Below are 26,461 nucleotides of genomic sequence, written 5' to 3'. Positions count from 1 at the left end.
TGTCGTGCATGGGCTTTACCGCCATCGGTGGGGAAATCATCCTCGATCGCAGCAATCTCGCATAACCATCGACTATGGAATGCCGCGATCCCATGAAGCGCAAGAACATTCTTTTCATCATGGCCGACCAGATGGCCGCGCCCTTGCTGCCGTTCTACGGCCCGTCACCGATCCAGTTGCCCCACCTGAGCCGCCTGGCTGCGCAAGGCGTGGTGTTCGAGGCGGCCTACTGCAACAGCCCGTTGTGTGCACCCTCGCGTTTCACCCTGGTCAGCGGCCAATTGCCCAGCAAGATCGGCGCCTACGACAACGCCGCCGACTTTCCCGCCGATGTACCGACCTACGCCCACTACCTGCGGCGCCTGGGCTACCGCACGGCGCTGTCGGGCAAGATGCACTTTTGCGGTCCGGACCAGTTGCACGGCTATGAAGAGCGCCTGACCAGCGACATCTACCCCGCCGACTACGGCTGGGCGGTGAACTGGGACGAGCCCGACGTGCGCCCCAGTTGGTACCACAATATGTCCTCGGTGCTGCAGGCCGGGCCCTGCGTGCGCACCAACCAGCTGGACTTCGACGAGGAGGTGCTGTTCAAGGCCCGGCAATACCTGTTCGATCATGTCCGCGAGGCCGGCGACCGGCCGTTCTGCCTGACCGTGTCGATGACCCATCCCCACGATCCGTACACCATTGCCAAGGCCTACTGGGACCTGTATCGCGACGAGCAGATCCCCATGCCCCAGGCACTGCCCCAGGACCAGCAGGACCCGCATTCCCAACGCCTGCTCAAGGTCTACGACCTGTGGGACAAACCACTGCCCGAGAACAAGATCCGCGATGCCCGGCGAGCCTACTTCGGTGCCTGCAGCTACATCGACGACAACGTCGGCCAACTGCTGCAGACCCTGGAGGAAACCGGCCTGGCGGACGACACCATCGTGGTGTTCTCCGGCGACCACGGCGACATGCTGGGCGAACGTGGCCTCTGGTACAAAATGCACTGGTTCGAAATGGCCGCCCGGGTGCCGCTGCTGATTCATGCCCCGGGGCAGTTCGCCGCCAGCCGGGTCAGCCAGGCGGTGTCCACCGCCGACCTGCTGCCGACCCTGGTCGAGTTGGCCGGTGGCACCCTGGAACCTGACCTGCCCTTGGACGGCCGCTCCCTGCTGCCGCACCTGCGAGGGCAGGGCGGGCATGACGAGGTGTTCGGCGAATACATGGCCGAAGGCACCGTCGGCCCGTTGATGATGATCCGCCGCGGCGCCTACAAATTCATCTACAGCGAGGATGACCCGTGCCTGCTGTTCGATGTGGCCAACGACCCTCACGAACGCGAGGAACTGTCCCGCTCAGCGGCGCATCGCCAACTGTTCGCCGACTTTCTCCAGGAAGCCCGCAGCCGCTGGGACATGCCACGGATCCACCAACAAGTACTCGCCAGCCAGCGGCGTCGGCGCTTCGTCGCCACGGCCCTGGGCATCGGCAAGCTCAAGAGCTGGGACCACCAGCCGCTGGTGGACGCCAGTGCGCAGTACATGCGCAACCACATCGACCTCGATGACCTGGAGCGCAAGGCTCGTTATCCACAACCCTGCCAAGACCAATGACAAACAATCGAAGGGGAAGCGCATGCAGAAGTTATCCACAGCAGTGATCGCCACGCTGGTGCTCTTGGCCAACGCACCGGCCTGGGCCGAGCCTGGATGCGAGACGGTGAAGATGGCCGACCCGGGCTGGAGCGACATCGCCGCCACCAACGCCATCGCCGGCTTGTTGCTCGAGGGCCTGGGCTACAAGCCCAAGGTCGATACCCTGGCGGTGCCGATCATTTTCGGCGGGCTCAAGGATGGCCGGGTGGACGTGTTCCTGGGCAACTGGATGCCGGCGCAGCAGGGCTTCCATGACAAGTTCGTGGCCAACGGCGATGTCACCCGGCTGGCACGGAACCTGGAGGGCACCCAGTTCACCCTGGCCGTGCCGGACTATGTATGGGACGCCGGGGTGCATGACTTCAACGACCTGAACAAATACGCCGAACAGCACCCCCAGGAGGTCGACAGGAAACTCTACGGCATCGGCTCCGGAGCTCCGGCCAACCTGTCGTTGCAGGAGATCATCAAGAACAACGACTTCGCCCTGGGCCAGTGGAAGCTGGTGGAATCCAGCGAGCAGGCGATGCTCGCCGAAGTGTCGCGGGCGGTGAAAAAGCACAAGTTCGTCACCTTCCTCGGCTGGACCCCGCACCCGATGAACGTGCAACTGAACATGCGCTACCTCACGGGGGGCGAGAAGTACTTCGGCGCCAGCGGCAGCGTCTACACCCTGACCCGCAAGGGTTATGCACAGGCCTGCCCGAATGTCGCCAGGCTGCTGGACAACCTGAGCTTCACCCAGGACATGGAGAACAGCATCATGGCCGAGGTGGTCAACCGCAAGATCAGCAACGCCGAGGCCGCCAAGGCCTGGATCAAGGCCAACCCGGCGGTGCTGGACCAATGGCTGGACGGGGTGAAGACCCTAGACGGCAAGGATGCGCTGCCAGCCGTGCAAGCCCGCCTCTAGCCCCCATCGTAGGAGCGAGGCTTGCCCGCGAGGGGCTACGCAGTAGCCCCAAGACCTGCGCACGCGTTGCCTCTGGAGGACTCGTGGCCTGGGCTGGTCGCCCCCTTGCTCCTACAGGAGAGGGGTAAGCCCAGCGGCAATGCTTTACCCTGAAACCTCTGAACAAGCCGACCGCGAGAACCCATGGCCTGGCCCAACCGTCATTCACTGTTGCCTTTTCTCGGCTGGCTGCCGCGCCAGACCCGTGCCAGCGTCGGGCGCGACCTGCTGGTGGGGCTGAGCGGCGCGATCCTCGCCCTGCCGCAATCGATCGCCTACGCCCTGATCGCCGGCCTGCCACCGGAATACGGGCTATACGCGGCCATCGTCCCGGTGCTGGTGGCCTGCCTGTGGGGTTCGTCCTGGCACCTGATCTGCGGCCCCACGGCGGCCATCTCCATTGTCCTCTACGCCAGCGTCAGCCCCCTGGCCGTACCGGCCTCCGGGGACTACATCACGCTGATCCTGCTCCTGACCCTGCTGGCCGGTGTCTTCCAGTGGCTGCTGGGGATGCTGCGCTTCGGCGCCCTGGTGAACTTCGTCTCGCATTCGGTGGTGCTGGGCTTCACCCTTGGTGCAGCAGTGGTCATTGCCCTGGGCCAGTTGCCCAGCCTGATGGGCCTGGACCTGCCGAACCAGGCCACCGCCCTCGCGAGCCTCGGCCAGCTGTTACAGCACCTGGACCACCTCGACCGCCCCTCCTTGCTACTGGGGCTCGGCACCCTGGCACTGGGGGTCGGCTTCAAGCTGCTGGCCCCGCGCTGGCCGGGCCTGCTGCTGAGCCTGGTCATCAGCGCACTGGTGCCCTGGCTGCTGCCGGGGCTGTTTGCTCATGTGCAGTTGGTGAGTGCCTTCGCCGGCCGGCTACCGCCCCTGACCCTGCTGCCGCTGGACCTGGAACTGATCCTGCGGCTGCTGCCCAGTGCCGTGGCAGTCGGCATGCTGGGGCTGGTGACCAGCTTGTCGATCGCCCGCTCGCTGTCAGCCCGCTCGGAACAGCTGCTGGATGCCAACCAGGAGGTACGCGCCCAGGGCCTGTCGAACATCGTCGGGGCCTTCTTCTCCGGCTACCTGTCCTCCGGCTCCTTCACCCGCTCGGGGCTGAGCTACGAGGCCGGCGCCCGCTCGCCCCTGGCCGGGGTGTTCTCGGCACTGTGGGTGGCGCTGTTCGCGGTGGCCGGCGCCGGGCTCATCGCCCATATCCCGATCCCGGCCATGGCCGGCAGCATCCTGCTGATCTGCTGGGGGCTGGTGGATCACCGGGCCATCCGCGCCTTGTTCCGGGTCAGTCGCGCCGAATTCGTGGTGATGAGCCTGACCTTCGTCGCCACCTTGCTCCTGGAATTGCAGACCGCGATCTATGCCGGGGTCCTGGCGTCGCTGTTCTTCTACCTCAAGCGCACCTCGCAGCCCCGGGTGCAACACAGTCACGAAGGCGATGAGGATATTTTGCGGGTCGGGGGCTCGATCTTCTTCGGGGCCAGTCACTACCTGCAGGTGCAGATGCAGCGCTGCCACGGGGCAAGACTGGTGATCGACGCGCGGCAGATCAACTTCATCGACTATTCGGGAGTCGAGATGCTGCACCAGGAAGCGCGCCGGCTCAGGCGCCAGGGCCGCAGCCTGACCCTGCGCCGGGCGCGGGCCTCGGTGATCGAGGAATTGAGGAAGCTCGAAGGCGCGGAGCAGTGCCCGATCCACTTTGAGGATTGAGCACGGGTTGCTGCGGGGTCATAGCGGTGGCGCTATCGCGGGCAAGCCGGATCGCCGCCCGCTCGCTCCTACGGGGATTGGGTACTCTGCGTAGGAGCCAGGACCTGTCCGCGCTGAACGATGAGGCGATCGGTCAGAGCGCCAGCTGGCGCCGCAGCTCGGCCAGTACCGGAGCACTGTCGGGGCGCACGCCACGCCACAGGTAGAAGGCCTCGGCCGCCTGCTCGGCGAGCATGCCCAGGCCATCGAGCACCAGGGCCGCGCCCTGTTCGCTGGCCCAACGGCAGAAGGTGGTCGGCTCCTTGCCATACATCATGTCGTAGCACACCGTCTTGCCCGGTTCGACCAGGCTGGCGGCGATCGGCGGCAGCTCGCCCGAGAGGCTGGCGGAAGTGGCATTGATGATCAGGTCCACTGACTCCTCCAACCAGTCGAAGCCACTGGCCGACACCGGTCCCAGGTCGGCGAACGCCGCGGCCAGTTGCTCGGCCTTCTCCACGGTGCGGTTAGCGATCACCACCGAAGCCGGCTGCTCGGCCAGCAAGGGTTCCAGGGCGCCGCGTACCGCACCGCCGGCCCCCAGCAACAGGATGCGCTTGCCCTTGAGGCTGACCCCGGCGTTGACCGTCAGGTCGCGCACCAGTCCGGCGCCATCGGTGTTGTCGCCCAGCAAGCGGCCATCGGCCTGCTTGCAGAGGGTGTTCACCGCCCCGGCTCGTTGCGCGCGTTCAGTGAGGCTATCGCACAGGCGATAGGCTTCTTCCTTGAACGGCACCGTGACGTTGGCCCCACGCCCATGGGCGAAGAAACCACGGGCGGCCCCGGCGAAATCGTCCAGGGGCGCCAGCAAGGTGCTGTATTGCAGATCCTGGCCGGTCTGTTCGGCGAACAGTCGATGGATCAGCGGCGACTTGCTGTGGCCGATCGGATTACCAAAGACAACGTACTGGTCCATCTCATCCCCCTTGTGCAGTAGCGGTTCGCCGGTGTCAGTGGCTGCCGGCCAGCCAGTCTCGATCCTTGAGGAAGTACTCGGTCAGGCGTGCCTCTTCGCTGCCTGGCTCGGCCTTCCAGTCATAGCCCCAGCGTACTTGCGGCGGCAGCGACATGAGGATCGACTCGGTGCGGCCGCCCGATTGCAGGCCGAACAGGGTGCCACGGTCGTAGACCAGGTTGAACTCCACGTAGCGGCCCCGGCGGAACTCCTGGAACTCGCGCTGCTGCTCGGTGTAGGGAGTGGCCTTGCGACGCTGGACGATGGGCAGGTAAGCCTCGATGTAAGCGTCGCCGATGGCGCGCATGAAGGCGAAGCTGGTGTCGAAGTCCCACTCGTTCAGGTCGTCGAAGAACAGGCCACCGATGCCCCGTGGTTCGTTGCGGTGCTTGAGATGGAAGTAGCTGTCGCACCAGGCCTTGTAGCGCGGGTAGACATCGGGGCCGAAGGGCGCGCAGGCACGCTCGGCGACCCGGTGCCAGTGCACGCAGTCTTCTTCATTGCCGTAGTAGGGCGTCAGGTCGAAGCCGCCACCGAACCACCAGACCGCTTCCTCGCCTTCCTTCTCGGCGATGAAGAAGCGCACGTTGGCGTGGGAAGTGGGTACATGGGGGTTATGCGGATGGATCACCAGGGATACGCCCAGGGCCTCGAAGCCGCGACCGGCCAGTTCCGGTCGGTGGGCACTGGCGGACGGTGGCAGGCCGCTGCCGAACACATGGGAAAAGTTGACCCCGCCTTTTTCGATCACTGCACCATTGCCGATCACTCGGGTACGTCCGCCGCCGCCAGCGGGGCGGGTCCAGGCGTCCTCGATGAAACGGGCGCCACCGTCTTCGGTTTCCAATGCAGCGCAGATACGGTCTTGCAGGTCGAGCAGGTAGGCCTTCACGGCCTCGGTGCGGGTAGTCATGGCATCACCTTGGGTCGGGCAAAGCTACGCGGCGCTAGGGATGACGCGCAGGCCGGCGCAAATGGGCGCGTAGCATAACACCGCGCCGGGGCCCGCCGCAGTTGACGAAGGTCAAGCGCAGGAGTCCGATAGAGCACTTTCAGCATGCGACCCAGGAGAGTGGACAGATGGCCAGACGTATCCAGTTCCGTGCCCATGGCGGCCCCGAAGTACTTGAGTATGTGGATTACCAGCCAGCCGAGCCGGGCCCCCAGGAGGTGCGTGTCAGCAACCGGGCCATCGGCCTGAACTTCATCGATACCTACTACCGCAACGGCCTCTATGCACCGCCGGTACTGCCTTCGGGCCTGGGCTCGGAGGGCGCCGGGGTGGTCGAGGCCGTGGGCAGCGCGGTGACTCGCTTCAAGGTCGGCGACCGGGTCGCCTACGGCAGCGGCCCACTGGGGGCCTACAGCCAGGTCCATGTGCTGCCCGAAGCCAACCTGGTGTACCTGCCGGACGCCATCAGCTTCGAACAGGCCGCCGCGGTGATGCTCAAGGGGCTGACCGTGCAGTACCTGTTGCGCCAGACCTACGAACTCAAGGGCGGCGAGACCGTGCTGTTCCATGCTGCGGCAGGTGGAGTCGGTTCCCTGGCCTGCCAATGGGCCAAGGCCCTCGGCGTGAAGCTGATCGGTACGGTCAGCTCGCCTGAGAAAGCCGCCGTCGCCAAGGCCCTCGGTGCCTGGGAAACCATCGACTACAGCCATGAGAACGTGGCCCAGCGGGTGCTGGAGCTGACCGGCGGACGCAAGTGCCCGGTGGTTTATGACGGTGTCGGCAAGGACACCTGGCTGACCTCCCTGGACTGCCTGGCACCACGCGGCCTGATGGTCAGCTTCGGCAATGCCTCTGGAGCGGTGGAAGGAGTGAACCTGGGCATCCTGGCGGCCAAGGGTTCGCTGTACGTGACCCGGCCGACCCTGGGCAGCTACGCCAACAATGCCGAAAACCTGCAGCACATGGCCGACGACCTGTTCCGCCTGATCACCAGCGGCCAGATCACGGTGGAAATCAACCAGCGCTTCGCCCTGGCGGATGCGGCCAAGGCCCATGTCGAGCTGTCGGCGCGACGCACCACCGGCTCCACCGTATTGCTGCCGTAGAAGTTCATGGCTGTCGTGGCGAGGGCGCTTGTCCCTCGCCACGAGCCATTCAGGAAGGCCGTACCACCCGACCAGTGGCCAAATCGCGGATCAGGCTGGGGTTGCGGCGTCCACCCAGGCTGCCACCCAGGACCAGGTCCAGTTGGCCACGGAAATACTGCTCGATACGAATGCGCGTGCGCGCTGCAGGCCGCCCCTGGGGGTTGGCCGAGGTGGAGATCAGCGGCCCGACCAGGGCACAGAGCTCACGCACCAACGGGTGGTCGCTGACCCGCAAGGCCACGGTGTCATGGACCCCGGTGACCCATTCGGGCAGCAGGTTCTGGTGGGGCACCAGCCAGGTATTGGGGCCAGGCCAGGTGCTGGACATGCGTTCGATCCAAGCTTCGGGGAAATCCTCGAAAAGAAAGTCGAACTGGTGGATATTGTCGGCGATCAGGATCAAGCCCTTGTCCACCGAACGCGACTTGATCGCCAACAGGCGATCCACCGCCTCTTCATTCCACGGATCGCACCCCAGGCCCCAGACCGCTTCGGTTGGATAGGCAATCACCGCCCCTGCGCGAATCTCTCGTGCGGCTTGTTGCACACGCCAACTGCTGACCATTGCCGACTCTCCAGATAAAAGCTGTGCGCAGTTTACCGATCCTGCTTATAAAACCTAGCTCAGGCATGCAAACCAGCGCCCGTTTTCATTGACGGCCCGCCCATCGATCTCCAACTCGGTCAGGCTTGCCAAGACCCGGGGCAGGGGCCAGCCGCTGGCAAGCGCCAGGGCTTCGCTGGTGTGAGGTGCGATTTGCAGCAGGGCCAGCAACGGATGCTGGCTACCGGCTCGACCGCAGGCGGCAGGCGCTGCCACCCCTGCAAGGTCTCGAGGATGTGCTGGACGCTTTCCACCAATACCGCCCCATCGCGGATCAACTGATGGCAGCCGCGGGCGCCGGGGTGATGGATCGAGCCGGGAATGGCATAGACCTCGCGGCCCTGTTCTGCCGCCAGCCGGGCGGTAATCAGCGAACCACTGGCCACGCTGGCCTCCACCACCAGCACACCCAGGGACAGGCCACTGATGATCCGGTTGCGCCTGGGAAAGTGCTCCGGGCGTGGGCCCGCATCCAGGGAAAACTCCGAAACCACGGCACTTCCCTGGTCAATCATCGACCTCGCCAGGTTTCGGTGACGTTGTGGATAACAATTTTCCAGGCCCGTACCGAGCACCGCCACGGTGCGTCCGCCCACCTCCAGCGCCGCCTGGTGCGCCGCACCATCGATGCCCAGCGCCAGGCCGCTGGTGATGACAAAACCCGCCTCGGCCAGGCTCCGGGAAAACGCCATCGCGGTATCCAGCCCTGGCCGTGACGCACGACGGCTGCCCACCATTGCCAGTTGCGGTAGCTCCAGAATCGAGGGGTCGCCAGCGACGAACAGCAGGGGCGGGGCATCGTCCAACTGGGCCAGCAGGGCCGGGTAGTCTGGCTGGTCCCACATCAGTAAATGCTGGCCCTGGCCATCTATCCAGGCCAGGGCATGCCGCGCGCTTTCCCGGACTTGGGCAGTACGCCGGGCCTCGGCGCACACTGCGGGCAGCCCCAAGGCCTGCCAGGCACTGGCCGGGGCGCTGAGAGCCCTGGCTGCGCCATCGAAGGCCTGCAACAGGCGGCGAAAACGCATGGGGCCAAGGGCAGGCAGGCCATGCAAACGTAAACGAGCCTCCAGTTCCGCAGGGGAAATGGCGGCGGTAATCGGCTGCGACATGGATCATCCTTGATCGTCATCGGTCCGGCGAATACCGGAACAACCTGTGGATAAGTCTGTTGGTAACTTGTTGAGTAAAGAAACCGCCCCAGGAAGACAGGCGTTGTCGCAAACGCCGCCAGAAACGCTACAGCCCAGCGGCAGCAAGGCGAACAGAGATTTCCTCAGGGGCTGAATCCCTTTATCATGTGCGTTCGCGTAAAACGCCAGAGCCAGTACGGCTCGCTCACTCCCAGAGCTCGTTTTGCATCGGCGCCCCAGGTCCAGGACCTGCCTGCGCCCTCACTTCACACGTGTAGCAGTTACGCCTATGGCCATTTTAAACATCCTCGAATTCCCTGATTCGCGCCTGCGCACTATCGCCAAACCAGTGGCCGTAGTGGACGACGAAGTGCGTCAGTTGGTCGACGACATGTTTGAAACAATGTATGAGGCCCCGGGCATCGGCCTGGCGGCGACCCAGGTCAACGTGCACAAGCGCGTCGTGGTCATGGACCTGTCCGAAGACCGCAGCGAGCCCCGGGTGTTCATCAACCCCGAGTTCGAATCCCTGACCGACGAGATGGACCAGTACCAGGAAGGTTGCCTGTCGGTACCGGGCTTCTATGAAAACGTCGACCGCCCGCAGCGGGTCAAGGTCAAGGCCCTGGACCGCGACGGCAAGCCCTACGAGTTGATCGCCGAAGGCCTGCTGGCTGTCTGCATCCAGCACGAGTGCGACCACCTCAACGGCAAGCTGTTCGTCGACTACCTGTCCACGCTCAAGCGCGACCGGATCAAGAAGAAGCTGGAAAAGCAGCATCGCCAGCAGGCTTGATGGCCATCTTGCAAAGGCTTGCCATGGCAAGCCTTTTTCTTTTTCGCATCTTCGCAAGCGAGACTCCCCATGACTGAGCCACTGCGCATCGTCTTTGCCGGCACCCCCGAATTCGCCGCCGAACACCTCAAGGCCCTGCTCGACAGCCCGTACGAGATCGTGGCCGTCTATACCCAGCCCGATCGCCCGGCCGGCCGCGGGCAGAAGCTGATGCCCAGCGCAGTCAAGGCACTGGCCGTGGAACATGCTATCCCGGTCTACCAGCCACAGACCCTGCGCAACGCCGAGGCCCAGGCCGAACTGGCGGCACTCGAGCCGGACCTTATGGTAGTGGTGGCCTACGGCCTGATCCTGCCCCAGGCGGTACTGGATATCCCACGCCTGGGCTGCATCAACAGCCATGCCTCGCTGCTGCCACGCTGGCGCGGTGCGGCGCCGATCCAGCGCGCGGTGCAGGCCGGCGACGCCGAGAGTGGCGTGACCGTGATGCGCATGGAGGCGGGCCTGGACACCGGGCCGATGCTGCTCAAGGTCGTCACCCCGATCAACGCCGAAGACACCGGCGGCACCCTGCACGACCGCCTGGCCGCCATGGGCCCGGGCGCCGTGGTGCAAGCCATCGCCGGCCTCGCTGCCGGCACCCTGCAAGGCGAAGTCCAGGACGATAGCCTGGCCACCTACGCCCACAAGCTGAACAAGGATGAAGCACGCATCGACTGGAGCCGTCCCGCCGTGGAACTGGAACGCCTGGTCCGCGCCTTCAACCCGTGGCCGGTGTGCCATAGCACGCTGGACGGTGAAAGCGTGAAGGTCCTGGCCGCCAAGGTATCCACAGGCCAGGGCACCCCCGGCGAAGTCCTATCCGCCAGCAAGGACGGCCTGGTCGTCGCCTGCGGTGACGGCGCCCTGAGCCTGACCCGCCTGCAATTGCCCGGCGGCAAGGCCCTGGCCTTCAGCGACCTGTTCAACAGCCGCCGCGAGAAGTTCGCCAGCGGCAAGGTGCTGGGCCAATGAATCCACGCCTGGCCGCCGCCCGCGCCCTGGCCGCCGTACTCAGCGGCAAGGCCTCGCTCAACAGCTCACTGCCAGCACAGCTGGACAAGGTCGAGGAGCGCGACCGCGGCCTGACCCAGGACCTGGCCTTCGGCACCGCCCGCTGGCAACCGCGTCTCGACCTGCTGGCCGCGCAATTGCTGCAGAAGCCGTTCAAGGCGGCCGACGCCGATGTCCAGGCACTGCTGCTGGTGGGCCTGTACCAACTGTTCTACAGCCGTATCCCGGCCCACGCCGCCATCGGCGAGACCGTCGGGTGTGCCGACAAGCTCAAGAAGCCCTGGGCCAAGGGCCTGCTCAATGCCGTGCTGCGCCGCGCCCAGCGTGAAGGCGAGGAACTGCTTGCCGGTATGGAGCGTGACCCGGTGGTGCGCACCGCCCACCCGCGCTGGCTGCAGAAATCGCTCAAGGCCTTCTGGCCCGAGCAATGGGAAGCCATCTGCGCCGCCAACAACGCCCATCCGCCGATGATCCTGCGGGTCAACCGGCGCCACCACAGCCGTGATGCCTACCTGGCATTGCTGGCCGAGGCGGGCATTGGCGCCAGCGCCTGCCAGTACAGCCGGGACGGTATCGTGCTGGCCGAGGCCAGTGACGTGCGCGGCCTGCCAGGCTTTGCCGAAGGTTGGGTGAGTGTGCAGGACGAAGCCGCGCAACTGGCCGCCGACCTGCTGGACCTGGCCCCCGGGCAACGGGTGCTGGATGCCTGCTGCGCTCCTGGTGGCAAGACTTGCCACATCCTCGAAGCCGAGCCGGCCCTGGCCGGCGTGGTGGCCGTGGACCTGGAGGCCAAGCGCCTGGTCCGCGTGCGGGAAAACCTCGACCGCCTGGGGCTGGACGCCCAACTGATCGCCGCCGATGGCCGCGACACCCAGGCCTGGTGGGACGGCAAGCCGTTCCAGCGCATCCTGCTGGATGCCCCCTGCTCGGCCACCGGGGTGATCCGCCGGCACCCGGACATCAAGCTGACCCGCCAGCCCGACGACATCGCGGCCCTGGCACAGTTGCAAGGCGAGTTGCTGGATACCCTGTGGCAAACCCTCGAGGTGGGCGGCATCCTGCTCTACGCCACCTGCTCGACCCTGCCCACCGAGAACACCGAGGTGATCGGCGCCTTCCTGGCCCGCACCCCCGGCGCCCGGGAGCTGGATCTGGCCACTGAAGCCGGCCTGCGCCAGCCCCACGGTCGCCAGCTGCTGGCCCAGGAAGGCGGCCACGACGGCTTCTACTATGCCAAGCTGATCAAGATCGCCGCCTCGCGCGGGTAAGCACAAGAATCTAGGGAGTAGTGGATGAAGATCATCATCCTCGGCGCTGGCCAAGTAGGCGGCACGCTGGCGGAACACCTGGCCAGCGAAGCCAACGACATCACCGTGGTCGATACCGATGGCGAACGCCTGCGCGACCTCGGTGACCGCCTGGACATCCGTACCGTGCAGGGCCGCGGCTCCTTCCCCACGGTGCTGCGCCAGGCCGGGGCGGACGATGCCGACATGCTGGTGGCGGTGACCAACAGCGACGAAACCAACATGGTGGCCTGCCAGGTCGCCCACACCCTGTTCCACACCCCGACCAAGATCGCCCGAGTGCGCGAGGCCGCCTACCTGACTCGCGCCGGCCTGTTCGACAACGACGCCATCCCGGTGGACGTGCTGATCAGCCCAGAACAGGTGGTGACCAACTACATCAAGCGCCTGATCGAGCATCCCGGCGCCCTGCAGGTCATCGACTTCTATGAAGGCAAGGCCCAGTTGGTGGCGGTCAAGGCCTACTACGGCGGTCCGCTGGTCGGCCAGCAACTGCGCCAGTTGCGCGAGCACATGCCCAATGTCGAGACCCGGGTGGCGGCGATCTTCCGCCGCGACCGGCCGATCATGCCTACCGGCGATACGGTGATCGAAGCCGACGACGAAGTGTTCTTCATCGCCGCCAAGGCCCATATCCGCGCAGTAATGAGCGAAATGCGCCGGCTCGAGGAATCCTACAAGCGCATTGTCATCGCTGGCGGCGGGCAGATCGGCGAGCGTCTGGCCGAGGCCATCGAGAGTCGCTACCAGGTCAAGATCATCGAGATGAACCCGGCCCGCTGCCGCTACCTCTCCGATACCCTGGACAGCACCGTGGTCCTGCAAGGCAGCGCCTCGGACCGCGACCTGCTGCTGGAAGAGAACATCGCCGACGCCGATATCTTCCTGGCCCTGACCAACGACGACGAAGCCAACATCATGTCCTCGCTGCTGGCCAAGCGCCTGGGGGCGAAGAAGGTCATGACCATCATCAACAACCCGGCCTACGTCGACCTGATCCAGGGTGGCGATATCGACATCGCCATCAGCCCGCAGCTGGCGACCATCGGTACCTTGCTGGCCCACGTGCGGCGCGGCGATATCGTCAGCGTGCATTCCCTGCGCCGGGGCGCGGCGGAAGCCATCGAGGCCATCGCCCATGGCGACGCCAAGTCGAGCAAGGTGATCGGTCGTACCATCGAGAACATCGGCCTGCCGCCGGGCACCACCATCGGCGCGATCATCCGTGACGAAGAAGTGCTGATCGCCCACGACGACACGGTGATCGAAGCCGGGGACCATGTGATCCTGTTCCTTGTGGATAAAAAACATATCCGCGATGTGGAGAAGCTGTTCCACGTGGGCCTGAGCTTCTTCTGATCGAACGCTGTCTTGTCCACAGGAGTGACGACAATGCTGGAATCGCTGGAAAAAATGCTCGCCAAGGGTGTGGATAACCCCCTGCTGCGCTTTGGCCTGGGCAAGGGCTACCTGGACCTGGGCGAACACGCCCGGGCCGCCACCCACCTGCAACAGTGCGTGACCCTGGACCCGAAGTACTCTGCGGCCTGGAAGCTGTTGGGCAAGGCCTTGCAAGGGCAGGGCGAGCTACAAGCGGCGCGCCAGGCCTGGGAACAGGGCCTGGAGGCGGCCCGGAGCCAGGGCGACAAACAGGCAGAAAAGGAAATGACCGTGTTCCTGAAAAAACTCGAGCGCCAGTCCCAAGGCTGACCATCACCCTGTAGCCGCTGTCACAGGCGGCGAACGAGCGGAATGTTCGCGAGGCCCTCAAGATCACCAAAGGCTCAGCGAAAGACCGCCAAGCAAGGCCCTGCGGTCCTTTTCGCAGCCTCGCGGGCTCGGCAGCGGCTACAGGGCCGGGCTCAGAGATAGCGCAAGGCGATTCCTTCGGCGTCCACCTGCACCACTTCCATGCGTACCCGCGGTGCAGCCACCGGCAGTCCCTGCACCTGGCCGAAAACCACCGCGCCCTTGGGCAGGCGGGCCAACTGCGGGCTTTGCACATAGACCCCGCTGGCCGACAGGTTGCGGGTCTGCCCCAGGCATTCGCCGATGCTTTCGTGGGAAATCTTGATACGAAACGACTTGCGGTGATCGGACATCTTCTGCGCCCTTCTCCAGTGTGCTGTGGATAACACCTGGAAGGGGGTTATCCACAGACCGTGCCAGCTCTGTCAGTACCAGCGCGCCTCTCCGGGCGGACGCTTCTTGAAACGCTTCATGCTCCACATGTACTGGCTCGGATAAGCCGCCACGTAGCGCTCGACCACTTTGCTCATGGCCGCACAGGACACCTCGGTGTCGGTGCTGTACATGTCTTCCGGGGCCGCTTCGAGGATCACCTTGTAGCCCGAGCCATCGGGCAGGCGCAGGGCGTGCAGGAACACGCCGACCGCCTTGCCGCCGGCCAGCATGTTGGGCACGAACTTGCTGGTCAGCGCCTGGGTGGCGAAGAAGGGCACGAAGATACCTGCGGATTCAGCCGGTTCCGGGTCGGCGGGAATGCCCACCGAGCCGCCCTTGCGTACTTCCTTGATGACGCTGAGGATGCCTTCCTTGGTAGAGGCCGCCACGCGATTGCCCAGCTGTACCCGCTGCTTGCGCAACAGCTCGTCCACGGCCTTGAGCTTGGGTGGACGGTAGAAAATGATCGGTTTGCACTGGCTGCAGTAGAAGTGGTTCAGCACTTCCCAGTTGCCCAGGTGGCTGGTGATGCCCACCACGCCCTTGCCCGAGGCCAGGGCCTCCTGGAGCACCTCCAGGCCCTCGACTTCACGCACCAGGGCAATGGAGCGCTCGGCCGGCCAGATCCAGGCACAGGCACTTTCGGTCAGGGATTTGCCGATGTCTTTCAGGCTCTGCCCGACCAAACGCTCGCGCTCGGCGGGGTCCATCTGGGGAAAACACTTGGCCAGGTTGATGCGCACCACCTCGCGGGAGCGGTTGGGCGTCTTCCACATGATCCAGCCGATGGCCGCGCCGACCGCTTGCACCGCGCGCCAGGGCAGCAGGGCAAACAACCGCAGGGCTCCCACCAGCAGGGCGCCTTTGAACTTATCCACAGATGACTCCTGATCTCTTGGTCATGGCCTAGTCGCAGCCGGCTATTCTAACCGGCCATCGGCGCCTGTGCGAAAGCGCCTGCCATGGCGCTCATGGCGCCGGGGAGCTGAGGCTGGGGTAGCGATCGCAGTCGCGGGTGTGGTCCATGACCATGCCCGAGGCCTGCATCAGGGCGTAGCAGATGGTCGGGCCGACGAAGGTGAAACCGGCCTTGCGCAGGCCACGGCTCATGGCCTCGGCCTCGGGCGTCACCGCCGGGACCTCGCTGCGATCGGCGAAATGGTTGACCTTGGGCACACCACCGACGAAGGACCAGAGGAACGCCACCGGATCGTCCAGCTCCAGCCAGGCCTGGGCATTGCGCCGTGCGGCCTCGAGCTTGAGGCGGTTGCGGATGATGCCCGGATCCTGCATCAGGTCCTCGATCTCGGCATCGCTCATCTGCGCCACCCGCTGCACATCGAAGCCGAACAGCACTTGTCGATAATGCTCGCGCTTCTTCAGCACAGTGATCCATGACAACCCGGCCTGGAACCCTTCGAGCAATAACAACTCGAACAAGCGCTGCCCATCGCGCAGCGGCACGCCCCACTCCTGATCGTGATAAGCCATGTACAGCGGATCATCGGTACACCAAAAGCAGCGTGGCATAAGGCTCCAGGGGGCGTGCGCAGGACTGAATCGGGTATACTCCCGCTCCTTAAATCGCAGCCCAAGTAACAGGTGAATTTCGTGAGCCAGCCTACGCCAGCCGTGCGTACCTTCCAAGACTTGATCCTCGCCCTCCAGCAATACTGGGCCGAGCAAGGTTGTGTGGTACTTCAGCCCTACGATATGGAAGTAGGCGCCGGCACTTTCCACACCGCTACATTCCTGCGGGCCATCGGCCCGGAAACCTGGAACGCCGCCTACGTGCAGCCAAGCCGCCGCCCCACTGACGGCCGCTACGGCGAGAACCCCAACCGCCTGCAGCACTACTACCAGTTCCAGGTGGTCCTCAAGCCCAACCCCGAGAACTTCCAGGAGCTGTACCTGGGCTCGCTCAAGCACGTGGGCCTGGACCCGCTGGTGCATGACATCCGTTTCGTCGAGGACAACTGGGAATCGCCGACCCTGGGCGCCTGGGGCCTGGGTTGGGAAGTCTGGCTCAACGGCATGGAAGTGACCCAGTTCACCTACTTCCAGCAGGCTGGCGGCATCGAGTGCTACCCGGTGACCGGCGAAATCACCTACGGCCTGGAGCGCCTGGCCATGTACCTGCAGGGCGTGGACTCGGTCTACGACCTGGTCTGGGCCGACGGCCCATTCGGCAAGGTCACCTACGGCGACGTGTTCCACCAGAACGAAGTGGAACAGTCGACCTACAACTTCGAGCACGCCAACGTCGAGAAGCTGTTCGAACTGTTCGATTTCTACGAAAGCGAAGCCAAGCGCCTGATCGAGCTGGACCAGCCGCTGCCGTTGCCGAGCTATGAAATGGTCCTCAAGGCCTCGCACACCTTCAACCTGCTGGATGCACGCCGGGCCATCTCGGTGACCGCGCGCCAGCAGTACATCCTGCGTGTGCGCACCCTGGCGCGTTCCGTCGCGCAAGCCTACCTGCTGGCCCGTGCCAAGCTGGGCTTCCCGATGGCGACCCCGGACCTGCGTGATGAAGTGTTGGCTAAGTTGGAGGCGGCACAATGAGTGCGCAAGATTTTCTGGTTGAACTGGGCACTGAAGAACTGCCACCCAAGGCCCTGGGCACCCTGGCCGAAGCCTTCCTGGCCGGCATCGAAAAAGGCCTGCAGAGCGCTGGCCTGAGCTTTGAAGCCAAGCACGTCTACGCCGCGCCACGGCGCCTGGCAGTGCTGATCACCCAACTGGCGACCCAACAGCCGGACCGCAGCGTCAACCTCGACGGTCCACCGCGCCAGGCCGCCTTCGATGCCGAGGGCAACCCGACCCAGGCGGCCCTGGGCTTTGCCAAGAAGTGCGGCGTGGACCTCAGCGAGATCGACCAGAGCGGCCCGAAGCTGCGCTACAGCCAGAGCATCAAGGGCAAGCCGACCGCCAGCCTGCTGCCGACCATCGTCGAGGACTCGCTCAACGACCTGCCGATTCCCAAGCGCATGCGCTGGGCTGCGCGCAAGGAAGAGTTCGTGCGTCCGACCCAGTGGCTGGTCATGCTCCTGGGCGATGAGGTCATCGACTGCACCATCCTGGCCCAGAAGGCCGGCCGTGACTCCCGTGGCCATCGCTTCCACCACCCAGAGAGCGTGCGCATCACCGCGCCGGCCAACTACCTGGCCGACCTGCGCGCCGCCTACGTGCTGGCCGACGCCAACGAGCGCCGCGAGCTGATCAGCAAGCGCACCGAGGAACTGGCGCGCATGCAGGAAGGCACCGCCATCGTCCCGGCCGACCTGCTGGACGAAGTCACCGCCCTGGTGGAGTGGCCGGTACCGCTGGTGTGCTCGTTCGAGGAGCGGTTCCTGGAAGTGCCCCAGGAAGCCCTGATCACCACCATGCAGGACAACCAGAAGTACTTCTGCCTGCTGGACGTGGACGGCAAGCTGCTGCCGCGCTTCATCACCGTGGCCAACATCGAGAGCAAGGACCCGCGCCAGATCATCGAGGGCAACGAGAAAGTCGTGCGCCCACGCCTGACCGACGCCGAGTTCTTCTTCAAGCAAGACAAGAAGCAGAAACTCGAGGACTTCAACCAGCGCCTGCAGAACGTGGTTTTCCAGGAGAAGCTGGGCAGCGTCTACGACAAGGCCGAGCGTGTTTCCAAGCTGGCCGCCTTCATTGCCCCGCGTATCGGTGGCGACGCCCAGCGCGCAGCCCGTGCCGGTATCCTCTCCAAGTGCGACCTGGCCACCGAGATGGTCGGCGAGTTCCCCGAGATGCAAGGCATCGCCGGCTACTACTACGCCCTCAATGACGGCGAGCCGCAAGACGTGGCCCTGGCCCTGAACGAGCAGTACATGCCCCGTGGCGCCGGCGCCGAGCTGCCAAGCACCGTGACCGGTGCCGCCGTGGCCATCGCCGACAAGCTCGATACCCTGGTGGGCATCTTCGGCATCGGCATGCTGCCGACCGGTAGCAAGGACCCCTACGCCTTGCGCCGTGCGGCCCTGGGTGTGTTGCGGATCCTGATCGAGAAGAAGTTCGACCTCGACCTGAACGAAGCGGTGACCTTCGCCGTCGGTGCCTTCGGCAGCAAGGTCAAGGCTGCCGGCCTGGCCGAGCAGGTACTGGAGTTCATCTTCGACCGCCTGCGTGCACGCTACGAAGACGAAGGCGTGGACGTGGCCACCTACCTGTCGGTCCGCGCCCTGAAGCCGGGTTCGGCCCTGGACTTCGACCAGCGCGTACAGGCCGTGCAGGCCTTCCGCAAGCTGCCGGAAGCCGCTGCCCTGGCCGCGGTGAACAAGCGTGTGTCGAACCTGCTGAGCAAGATCGAAGGCAATGTACCGACCACCGTCGAGGCCAAGTACTTCGACAACGCCAACGAGTTCTCCCTGTACTCGGCGATCCAGCAAGCGGACCAGGCTGTCCAGCCCATGGCCGCAGCCCGCCAGTACAGCGAGACCCTGGCTCGCCTGGCCGCCCTGCGCGAGCCGGTGGATGCCTTCTTCGAGGCGGTGATGGTCAATGCCGAAGATGCCAATGTACGGGCCAACCGCTATGCACTGCTGGCACGGCTGCGCGGCCTGTTCCTGGGCGTGGCCGATATTTCGGTACTGAGCTGATCAGGTAAGGAATTGCTGTGAAACTGCTGATACTCGATCGGGACGGCGTGATCAATCATGACTCCGATGCCTACATCAAATCGGTAGCGGAGTGGATTCCACTCCCCGGCTCGATCGAAGCCATTGCACAGCTGAGCAAGGCCGGCTGGACGGTAGCGGTAGCTACCAACCAGTCCGGCATTGCCCGCGGCTACTACGACCTGGCCACCCTCGATGCCATGCACGCACGCCTGCGCGAGCTGGTAGCGCAGCAGGGTGGGGAGGTCGGGCTGATCGTCTACTGTCCCCACGGGCCGGATGAGGGCTGCGATTGCCGCAAACCCAAGCCTGGCATGCTGCGAACCATTGCCGAACACTACGGGACCGGCCTGAACGGTCTATGGTTTGTCGGTGACAGTCTCAGTGACCTGGAGGCGGCAAAAGCCGTCGATTGTCAGCCCATATTGGTAAAGACCGGAAAAGGCGAAAAGACCCTGGGCAAAACCCTGCCGGTAGGCACCTTGATTTTTGACGACCTGGCGGCCATTGCCGCTGAACTTATCCACAATTAGGCTCCTTCTGGCATCCTGACCAAGGACTGTTCGGGAGAGCGCTTTTTAACAGGCGGGCATGCCCGCAATGGTAAATGCCGCTATGTCGATCCTGCAGGCCATCAGAACCTTTTTCTTTTACCTGCTGCTGGGCACCAGCGCCTTGCTGTGGTGCTCCCTGAGCTTTTTCATCGCGCCGTTCCTGCCTTTCAAGAGGCGCTATCGCTTCATCAACGTCTACTGGTGCCGCTGCGCCCTGTGGTTGACCAAGGTCTTCCTGGATATTCGCGTGGAAGTGAAGGGCGCCCAGAACATTCCTGAGCGACCTTGCGTGATCGTCTCGAACCACCAGAGCACGTGGGAGACCTTCTTTCTCTCGGCTTATTTCGAGCCGCTGAGTCAGGTACTCAAGCGCGAGCTGCTGTATGTACCGTTCTTCGGCTGGGCCATGGCCATGCTGCGCCCGATCGCCATCGACCGGGACAATCCCAAGGCGGCACTCAAGCAAGTAGCGAGCAAGGGCGATGAGTTGCTCAAGGACAATGTCTGGGTACTGATCTTTCCCGAAGGTACCCGTGTGCCGTACGGCCAGGTGGGCAAATTCTCCCGCAGCGGCAGCGCCCTGGCGGTGAACGCCGACCTGCCGGTACTGCCGATTGCCCACAACGCAGGCAAGTTCTGGCCCAAGACGGGCTGGAGCAAGCGAGCCGGGACCATCACCGTGACCATTGGCGCGCCCATGTACGCCGAAGGCAACGGTCCTCGGGCCATCGCCGAGCTCAACGACCGGGTAGCGGCCTGGAACGAACAGGCCCAGCGCGACATGGGCTCATTGCCACCATTGGACGCTGCCACGGATAAGGTTGCTGTATGAATTTCTGTGGATAACCTGTGCACGATTTTTCGTATAGCGATCCATATGAAGATATAAATCACTGATTTATATGCATATTTCCTAAGCTAATAAAATACGGAAAAACGTGCATAAGTTTTACACCCAAGAAAAAGCCGGCCTCGAGGCCGGCTTTTTCATTTGGATACTCGCCTCGGCCCTTACTCCTCCAGCAAGGGCAACTCAAGAACGAAACATGAACCTTGCCCCACCACGCTGCGGCAGCTGATATGCCCCTGGTGGCGGTCCATCACCGCCTTGACCATCGACAGGCCCAGTCCCAGGCCCTCGATGCCCTTGGCCGAGGCAAATCGCTGGTACTGGCCGAACAACTGGGGCAGGTCATCGGCAGCAATGCCCCGGCCTTCATCACAGACTTCGCAGCGCAACCAGCCATCGGCGCAGCTGACCTGCACGCTCACGGTGGAACCTTCCGGGCTGTACTTGATGGCGTTCTCCAGCAGGTTGAACAGTGCCCGGGTCAGCAGAGACTGGTCTGCCAGGACCAGGCTCTCGGCCTGCTCGTCCAGGCTGTGACGCAGATGAATGTGCTTGAGCTGGGCCAAGGTCGTGGCCTGGTCGAAGGCATCCAGCACCAGCATGGCGAACATGCTCGGCTCGAACTGATAAGCCTCCGACTCGGCCTTGGCCAATTGCACGAAAGCCTCGGTCAAGGTCAGCGCCCGGCGGACCTGTTGTTCGATCTGCCCGTAGACCTGCTTGGGCAGCGATGGCTGGCGCTGCTGCACATCCAGCAAGGCGAGGATCGCCGAGTGGGGGGCACGCAGGTCGTGGGATAAAAACCGCAGCAAGACTCCACGCTGCTGCTCGGCATCACGCTCGACACTCAGGTCGGTCAGGCTCAGCAACCAGCCAATGGGGGTTTCGCTGTCCACCGGCAGCAACGGCGCCAGCTCCACTCGCAGGCTGCGTTGCTGGGTATCGCGAAACTCCACCCCTGGCAATTGCGCGAGGGCAGGGGAGAGGGACGAATCAGCCAGGCCCGGATACCCCAGGGCAGCCAGTTGCGGCAACAGCGCTTGCCCCACCAGCGAATGAGCGAAGACTTCCCGGGCATTGCGGTTGGCCAGCAGGATCTTGCCATCCGGATCAGCGATCAGGGTCGCTACCGGCAGGCACTCCAGGCCGTCGGCAATGAAACGCCGGGTGTCCCGGGTTCGGCTCAAGGCCTGCTCCAGGGCAATGATCTGCCCTTGCAGCACATCCCCGGTGGCCGGCTGGTTGCGTCGACGCTCCGGCAGTACCTTGGGCTCGCTGTCCAGGCGTTCCAGCTCCCAGCCGAAATAAGCCAGGATTACCCGCAGCCGACGCCAGTTCCAGATCAGGTACGCCAACAGCATGCCCAGGAGGCTAGCCACCGGCGACCACCAGTACCCCAGCCGTAGCATCAATACCGACCCAGCCAATGCCAGGCCCATGCAGCCCAGGGTTATCCACAAGGCATGGCGTGGACGCCACAGCAACAGCCCAAGGAGGGCAGCGGTCAGGGCCATGGATAACAACACGCCCGGCCACGCACCCAACGCGACCAGGCTGCGATGCTGCAGCAGGCCATTGAGCAGGTTGGCCTGGATCTCGACCCCCGGAGTCGTACCCTGGCTGCCGGATTGCGCAGTCACGTAGCGATCCCCCAATCCAGGGGCCGTGGACCCCACCAATACCAACCGGTCATGCAGCAGCTGCGGAGGGACTTCACCGCGCAATACGCTGACGTAAGGCACGCTTGGAAAACCAGTAGCCTTGCTGATGAAGGGGATTCGCACCGGGTTGCTGCGCAGCCAGCCCTGGGTGACCTCCGGCAGGGCCGAGCCCGGCATGAGCGGGGACAGAGGCTCGGCTTCGGTGAGCTGGTACAGGAGCCAGGTCAGTTGTGCCCGGGGCGCCTGTTGCGGGCCTTCGCGCAGGTAGACGCTGCGTACCGTGCCGTCCGCATCGGCCTCGGCATTGATATGACCCAGGCCACGGGCACAGTTGCGCAACAACGGCACCGGCAACAGTTCGCCCAGGTCCTGGCCATAACGGGCCACGCCTTCGCGCAGTACCGGCAGGAACACATTGCCAGCACGACAGAGCGCAGCGGCCAGGCGAGTGTCGTTTTCCACCGTGCTGCCGGGCTCGCTGAGAATCACATCGAACAGCACGCCCTTGGCCCCGGCACTGCTGAGACGGTCCAGCAATTGGCCATGGACCGCCCGCGGCCAGGGCCAGCGGCCCAGTTGCTGGAGGCTGTAGTCATCGATGGTCACCACCAGGATCCGCGGGTCCACCGGCAGTGGAGTGAAGCGCCGCAGCTGGTCATAGAACAAGTTGTTCAGGGCCAGCCCATGGCTCAGGGACAAGGCCGCCGTCAGCGGCAGCAGAAACAGGCTGACCCACAACCATTCCCGTACCAGTCGACGAAACAGCTGCTGGGCCTGGGTGGACTCTCGGTCGCCGGCCCGATGGTTCGACCCGCTCATCGATACCTCGTCGGCGGGTTACTGGACACGGGTGCTTCTGGGGTAATAGAAAATGTCATAGACCCCGGTTTCTCCTTCCAGGCCGTGCTCGTCGAATGCCGACAGACGCACATGATAGAAAAACGCCTGTAACCCCGTGAAGTTGACTTGTGGGGTGCTGGAGAACTGTTCCTGCTTGATGTTCAGGAAATCCTTGTCGGTCGCCACCTGGGCGCGATAACGGCGCGCTCCGGGCAGGGGCTCGAGGATCAGCTGCCAAACGGGCAGGACGCCGGTTTGACCTGCCTGCCCCAGCAGCCGGGGCGCGGCCAGCAGGTCCACCGGCTTGAGCTCGCCCTCCTTGCGCACCCGCATGCCCTGGCGCGCCATCACTTGAACTTCTCCCGGCCGCGGTCCGGCCGGTTTATCCACAGCCCGCTTGCGCGAGCGCGGGGGAGTCTGGTCGAGGGGGGCCTTGTCCCGGTTTACCGCCACCTGGCCATTGAGCACCTCGACCAGCGACTGCTCGTCATCATTACGCACCCGGAAGTGGGTGCCGCGCACGCCCAGAACCCCCACCGGGGTCACGATCTGGAAGCGGTCGTGATCGCTGGTGCGCTTGATCACGTAGGACTCGACCTGGCCCTGTTCCAGCACCAGTTGGGGGATGCTGTACTGTTCGTTCAGCCGCAGGGTGACCTGGGAGCTGGATGGCAGCACCACCCGCGAACCGTCGCCCAGGGACAGGCTGACGAAGGCCGAGGGTGAGGTCTTCACACCTTCTTTCTCGTCGATGTCCATGCCTTCTTCCAGGGCGATCTCACGCCCCTTGGCGTCCAGCTTCCAGGCTTCGCCCGTCAGGTGTTCGACTGTCGCCGGTAACGGTTGGCCGCGACAGAGCTGGTTGTCATCGATGTAGGGCAGGCGCTTGGCGGGAGCGATGGCGGCGCTGGCCATCGAATTGGACAAGGCCAGCACCACACCAAGCAGGAGCGGAGCAAACTGGGCCCGGGGGCGAATAGACAAATAGGTCATGAGATCATCGGATCCGTGGTCGTGCTCTTCTGAAGTCCGTGACATTAGAACTAGATTGGGGGCGTGCTGGCCATCACTCTCTACCGAGATCGGCCATAACCTTTCATCCCTGCTGGAACAGCACAACCGCTCTCGAGCGGTTGTGTGTGCACAGGGCGATGTACCGGTAGGGGCCACCCCCACCGGTACTGCTGGTCAATCCCGGTCTGTAGCGACCAGGCGATACGCCAGGGCGCCAAGGCATGCACCCAGCAGCGGGGCGACCCAGAACAGCCACAGCTGGGACACGGCCCACTCTCCGGCAAAAAATGCCACAGCGGTACTGCGGGCCGGGTTCACCGAGGTGTTGGTGACCGGAATGCTGATCAGGTGGATCAGCGTCAGGGTCAGGCCAATGGCAATCGGGGCAAACCCGGGAGCAGCGCGCTTGGATGTGGCGCCCAGGATAATCAGGAGGAACATCGCCGTCAGCACCACTTCACTCAACAGGGCAGCGAGCATCGAGTAGCCACCCGGGGAGTGCTCGCCATAACCGTTGGCGGCAAAACCGGCCGAAGCGTCAAAACCCGTCTTGCCCGAGGCGATCAGGAACAGCACGGCACCGGCTGCCAGGCCGCCAAGCACCTGGGCGACGATGTAAGGCAACACACGGTTGCCCGAGAAGCGTCCGCCCAGCCACAGGCCAACCGAGACCGCCGGGTTGAGGTGCGCGCCGGAAATCGGCCCCAGGGCATAAGCCATGGTCAGCACGCTAAGACCGAAGGCCAGGGCGACGCCCAGGTAGCCAATGCCAAATTGTGGAACGCCGGCGGCCAGTACGGCACTGCCGCAGCCGCCCAGCACCAACCAGAACGTACCAAAGAATTCCGCGCCGAGTGTTTTCATCAGAGGCCTTCACAGATATTCGAAATGAGAGGGAGGGTATTGAAGTCGCCGAAAATCAGCGGGGGAGGGAGACACATCCTTGTGTCGAGCATTACGTCCTGAGGAGGCACTCCCTGTTTTCCCCTGTACGGTAAATCGAAGCTCGCTTCGACCCGCAACCGCCAAACCGGCGGATGACACTCCCTGTGTCGGAGCACTTCCGATTGCCCCCGTGTGCCACTCAGCGAGTGCGAATTTACCGGGAGCGGACAGCCCGGTGTCGCTTTGCAATATTTCTTCAGAATGTTCAGGCCCATGGCTAGAACACCCACCGCTGCTGGTCCTGGTACACCACCGAGGGTGTCGACAGTGGCGCAGTCGCGGGAGCGAATCCCCGGGAGTCGCTAAAGCCCACCCGGTTCACCGAGGGACTGAAGTAACGCTGGACCGGAAGCTCATAGTGAGGAGCTACCGGGACAGCAGTGGCCTTAGAGGACGCTTCAACACTCAAGAACGCAGCAAGAGACAAGGCGACGAGTTTCGCCAGATCCGCTCTTTCGGAAAATTTCTTCCACCCCATATCCATCGCCCCCGACATGTTGCCCATTGCCCTTTTCCTTGCTCGTTCGAGCCGGTATCGTCCTTCAAGGAATTCGGTGCTGAAGGGTGCTCCCAACAGCTACCGGCTATTTGATATCAGCGTACCGAGGGAGCAGCGCCCCTAGAGCAATTCGCCACAATTGTTCAGATTCATCCCTGGCGCCTAAACTTCTCCCCAGCCCGAGACGCATGCCGCCATGCCTCGGACAGCCTCTCGACCCCTAAGGACCTGCCTCGCATGCGTGTCGCAATACTGGATGACGAACCCGCAGAACTGGCGCGGGTGGAACAGACACTGCGAGATATTCCCGGCCCGGGTGAACAACCCTGGACCCTGCACCGTTTCGAGCGCGGCGAAGATTTGCTGCGCCAATTGCGGCGGGAAACCTTCGACCTGATGATCCTCGACTGGCAGGTGCCGGACCTCAGTGGGCTGGCGCTACTGCGCTGGAGTCGGGAACACATGGACTCGCCACCGGCCGCCATCATGCTCACCAGCCGCGATGCCGAGAGCGATATCGTCCAGGCCTTGAACACCGGCGCCGACGACTACCTGAGCAAGCCGTTCCGCCCCAACGAGCTCAAGGCCCGGGTCAACGCCGTGCTACGCCGCCATGGCCTGCAGCGTACCCAGAGCGAGGAAGTACTGAACTTCAATGATCTGGCCTTCGACGATGCCGAGTTGACGGTGACCCGGGCCGGCGCGCCCATCAGCCTCACCGAGCGTGAGTACCGCCTGGCACGTTGCCTGTTCGCCAACCTGGGCCGGCCGTTGTCCCGAGAATACTTGTACGAGCGCTTCTGGACCCACGAGGAAATTCTTTCCTCCAGGCCCCTGGATACCCACATCTACCGGCTGCGCAACAAGCTGGGGCTGACGGCGGAACGGGGCTGGCAGTTACTGACCATCTACGGCTATGGCTACCGCCTGGAAAGCGTCACGTCGCCTGGCGAGCAGGACAACTGACGGCGTGCCGCCA

Annotated in this window: 23 protein-coding genes and 1 pseudogene; 14 read left to right on the top strand and 10 right to left on the bottom strand. The window is 64.1% G+C overall.

The genetic code is table 11. The features are described from left to right. Positions 1 to 92 precede the first annotated feature (92 nt). The 3 genes from betC (at position 93) to I9018_RS00205 (ending at position 4,314) form a co-directional block, all read left to right on the top strand. Positions 93 to 1,607, top strand: coding sequence for a choline-sulfatase (gene betC / locus I9018_RS00215; protein WP_241108451.1), 1,515 nt, complete (start codon positions 93 to 95; stop codon positions 1,605 to 1,607). A 22-nt stretch (positions 1,608 to 1,629) separates the two neighbouring features. Further along, positions 1,630 to 2,562, top strand: coding sequence for a choline ABC transporter substrate-binding protein (gene choX / locus I9018_RS00210; RefSeq protein WP_241108450.1), 933 nt, complete (start codon positions 1,630 to 1,632; stop codon positions 2,560 to 2,562). Positions 2,563 to 2,745: 183 nt separating this feature from the next. Beyond that, positions 2,746 to 4,314: a SulP family inorganic anion transporter gene (locus I9018_RS00205; RefSeq protein ID WP_241108449.1), complete on the top strand. Its 1,569-nt coding sequence runs from the start codon at positions 2,746 to 2,748 to the stop codon at positions 4,312 to 4,314. A gap of 133 nt (positions 4,315 to 4,447) precedes the next feature. Here the strand turns inward: I9018_RS00205 and aroE are convergent, their stop codons facing one another. Together aroE and hemF are read right to left on the bottom strand one after the other, a co-directional pair. Next, the gene (gene aroE / locus I9018_RS00200; protein WP_241108448.1) at positions 4,448 to 5,269 is read right to left on the bottom strand and encodes a shikimate dehydrogenase; all 822 of its coding nucleotides are present in this window, start codon (positions 5,267 to 5,269) and stop codon (positions 4,448 to 4,450) included. A 34-nt stretch (positions 5,270 to 5,303) separates the two neighbouring features. Next, positions 5,304 to 6,221 (bottom strand): oxygen-dependent coproporphyrinogen oxidase, encoded by a 918-nt coding sequence (gene hemF / locus I9018_RS00195; RefSeq protein WP_124345390.1) that lies wholly within the window; start codon positions 6,219 to 6,221, stop codon positions 5,304 to 5,306. A 167-nt stretch (positions 6,222 to 6,388) separates the two neighbouring features. Between hemF and I9018_RS00190 the strand changes: the two genes are divergently transcribed. Further along, a complete protein-coding gene (locus I9018_RS00190) occupies positions 6,389 to 7,366 on the top strand; it encodes an NADPH:quinone reductase (RefSeq protein WP_241108447.1) in 978 nt (325 codons plus the stop codon). A gap of 49 nt (positions 7,367 to 7,415) precedes the next feature. Here I9018_RS00190 and I9018_RS00185 read toward each other — a convergent pair whose 3' ends face one another. Further along, positions 7,416 to 7,973: an L-threonylcarbamoyladenylate synthase gene (locus tag I9018_RS00185; protein ID WP_068576641.1), complete on the bottom strand. Its 558-nt coding sequence runs from the start codon at positions 7,971 to 7,973 to the stop codon at positions 7,416 to 7,418. 54 nt (positions 7,974 to 8,027) lie between these two features. After that, a pseudogene (dprA, locus tag I9018_RS00180) lies at positions 8,028 to 9,124 on the bottom strand (DNA-processing protein DprA). A gap of 310 nt (positions 9,125 to 9,434) precedes the next feature. Between dprA and def the strand changes: the two are divergent. The 5 genes from def to I9018_RS00155 all read left to right on the top strand — a co-directional run bounded on the left by def (position 9,435) and on the right by I9018_RS00155 (position 14,011). After that, complete coding sequence (gene def, locus I9018_RS00175; protein WP_068576636.1) at positions 9,435 to 9,941, top strand: peptide deformylase; 507 nt, start codon at positions 9,435 to 9,437, stop codon at positions 9,939 to 9,941. 69 nt (positions 9,942 to 10,010) lie between these two features. Beyond that, positions 10,011 to 10,955, top strand: coding sequence for a methionyl-tRNA formyltransferase (gene fmt, locus I9018_RS00170; protein ID WP_241108446.1), 945 nt, complete (start codon positions 10,011 to 10,013; stop codon positions 10,953 to 10,955). Next, entirely contained in the window at positions 10,952 to 12,262 is a 1,311-nt protein-coding gene (gene rsmB / locus I9018_RS00165) for a 16S rRNA (cytosine(967)-C(5))-methyltransferase RsmB (RefSeq protein WP_241108445.1), read from the top strand. Before fmt ends, rsmB begins: the two co-directional genes overlap by 4 nt. Positions 12,263 to 12,286: 24 nt before the next feature. Continuing rightward, positions 12,287 to 13,660 carry a Trk system potassium transporter TrkA gene (trkA, locus tag I9018_RS00160; RefSeq protein WP_068576629.1) on the top strand — a complete coding sequence of 458 codons (1,374 nt, stop codon included), beginning with the start codon at positions 12,287 to 12,289 and terminating at the stop codon, positions 13,658 to 13,660. 33 nt (positions 13,661 to 13,693) lie between these two features. Next, complete coding sequence (locus I9018_RS00155; protein WP_068576627.1) at positions 13,694 to 14,011, top strand: tetratricopeptide repeat protein; 318 nt, start codon at positions 13,694 to 13,696, stop codon at positions 14,009 to 14,011. 152 nt (positions 14,012 to 14,163) lie between these two features. Here the strand turns inward: I9018_RS00155 and I9018_RS00150 are convergent, their stop codons facing one another. The 3 genes from I9018_RS00150 to tag form a co-directional block, all read right to left on the bottom strand. Further along, positions 14,164 to 14,403 (bottom strand): PilZ domain-containing protein, encoded by a 240-nt coding sequence (locus tag I9018_RS00150; RefSeq protein WP_068576625.1) that lies wholly within the window; start codon positions 14,401 to 14,403, stop codon positions 14,164 to 14,166. Positions 14,404 to 14,475: 72 nt separating this feature from the next. Continuing rightward, on the bottom strand, positions 14,476 to 15,363 hold the full coding sequence (locus tag I9018_RS00145) for a lysophospholipid acyltransferase (RefSeq protein WP_068576623.1): 888 nt from the start codon (positions 15,361 to 15,363) through the stop codon (positions 14,476 to 14,478). 91 nt (positions 15,364 to 15,454) lie between these two features. Next, positions 15,455 to 16,015 (bottom strand): DNA-3-methyladenine glycosylase I, encoded by a 561-nt coding sequence (tag, locus tag I9018_RS00140; protein WP_241108444.1) that lies wholly within the window; start codon positions 16,013 to 16,015, stop codon positions 15,455 to 15,457. An 81-nt stretch (positions 16,016 to 16,096) separates the two neighbouring features. On the opposite strand from tag, the gene glyQ reads away from it, so the two are divergent. From glyQ to I9018_RS00120, 4 genes are all read left to right on the top strand, one after another. Further along, on the top strand, positions 16,097 to 17,050 hold the full coding sequence (gene glyQ / locus I9018_RS00135) for a glycine--tRNA ligase subunit alpha (protein ID WP_003177094.1): 954 nt from the start codon (positions 16,097 to 16,099) through the stop codon (positions 17,048 to 17,050). Then, the gene (gene glyS / locus I9018_RS00130) at positions 17,047 to 19,101 is read left to right on the top strand and encodes a glycine--tRNA ligase subunit beta (protein WP_124345385.1); all 2,055 of its coding nucleotides are present in this window, start codon (positions 17,047 to 17,049) and stop codon (positions 19,099 to 19,101) included. The genes glyQ and glyS overlap by 4 nt, the downstream gene beginning before the upstream one ends. A gap of 11 nt (positions 19,102 to 19,112) precedes the next feature. Then, positions 19,113 to 19,652: a D-glycero-beta-D-manno-heptose 1,7-bisphosphate 7-phosphatase gene (gene gmhB, locus I9018_RS00125; protein ID WP_164487343.1), complete on the top strand. Its 540-nt coding sequence runs from the start codon at positions 19,113 to 19,115 to the stop codon at positions 19,650 to 19,652. A gap of 82 nt (positions 19,653 to 19,734) precedes the next feature. Next, positions 19,735 to 20,505: a lysophospholipid acyltransferase family protein gene (locus I9018_RS00120; RefSeq protein WP_241108443.1), complete on the top strand. Its 771-nt coding sequence runs from the start codon at positions 19,735 to 19,737 to the stop codon at positions 20,503 to 20,505. 179 nt (positions 20,506 to 20,684) lie between these two features. Here I9018_RS00120 and I9018_RS00115 read toward each other — a convergent pair whose 3' ends face one another. The 3 genes from I9018_RS00115 to aqpZ form a co-directional block, all read right to left on the bottom strand. Then, positions 20,685 to 23,003, bottom strand: a complete 2,319-nt coding sequence (locus tag I9018_RS00115; protein ID WP_241108442.1) for a CHASE2 and HATPase_c domain-containing protein — start codon at positions 23,001 to 23,003, stop codon at positions 20,685 to 20,687. 18 nt (positions 23,004 to 23,021) lie between these two features. Then, complete coding sequence (locus I9018_RS00110; RefSeq protein ID WP_241108441.1) at positions 23,022 to 24,017, bottom strand: FecR domain-containing protein; 996 nt, start codon at positions 24,015 to 24,017, stop codon at positions 23,022 to 23,024. Between the two features lie 195 nt (positions 24,018 to 24,212). Then, entirely contained in the window at positions 24,213 to 24,902 is a 690-nt protein-coding gene (aqpZ, locus tag I9018_RS00105) for an aquaporin Z (RefSeq protein ID WP_068576605.1), read from the bottom strand. Between the two features lie 817 nt (positions 24,903 to 25,719). Here aqpZ and I9018_RS00100 point away from each other — a divergent pair. Continuing rightward, positions 25,720 to 26,448, top strand: coding sequence for a response regulator transcription factor (locus I9018_RS00100; protein WP_124345381.1), 729 nt, complete (start codon positions 25,720 to 25,722; stop codon positions 26,446 to 26,448). Positions 26,449 to 26,461: the final 13 nt, after the last annotated feature.

The organism is Pseudomonas sp. MPFS (assembly GCF_022537035.1).
In the GTDB taxonomy this organism is placed as follows: Bacteria; Pseudomonadota; Gammaproteobacteria; order Pseudomonadales; family Pseudomonadaceae; genus Aquipseudomonas; species Aquipseudomonas sessilinigenes.
Note: the sequence above shows the minus strand (reverse complement) of the source record. Positions and strands in the feature narration are given on the sequence as shown.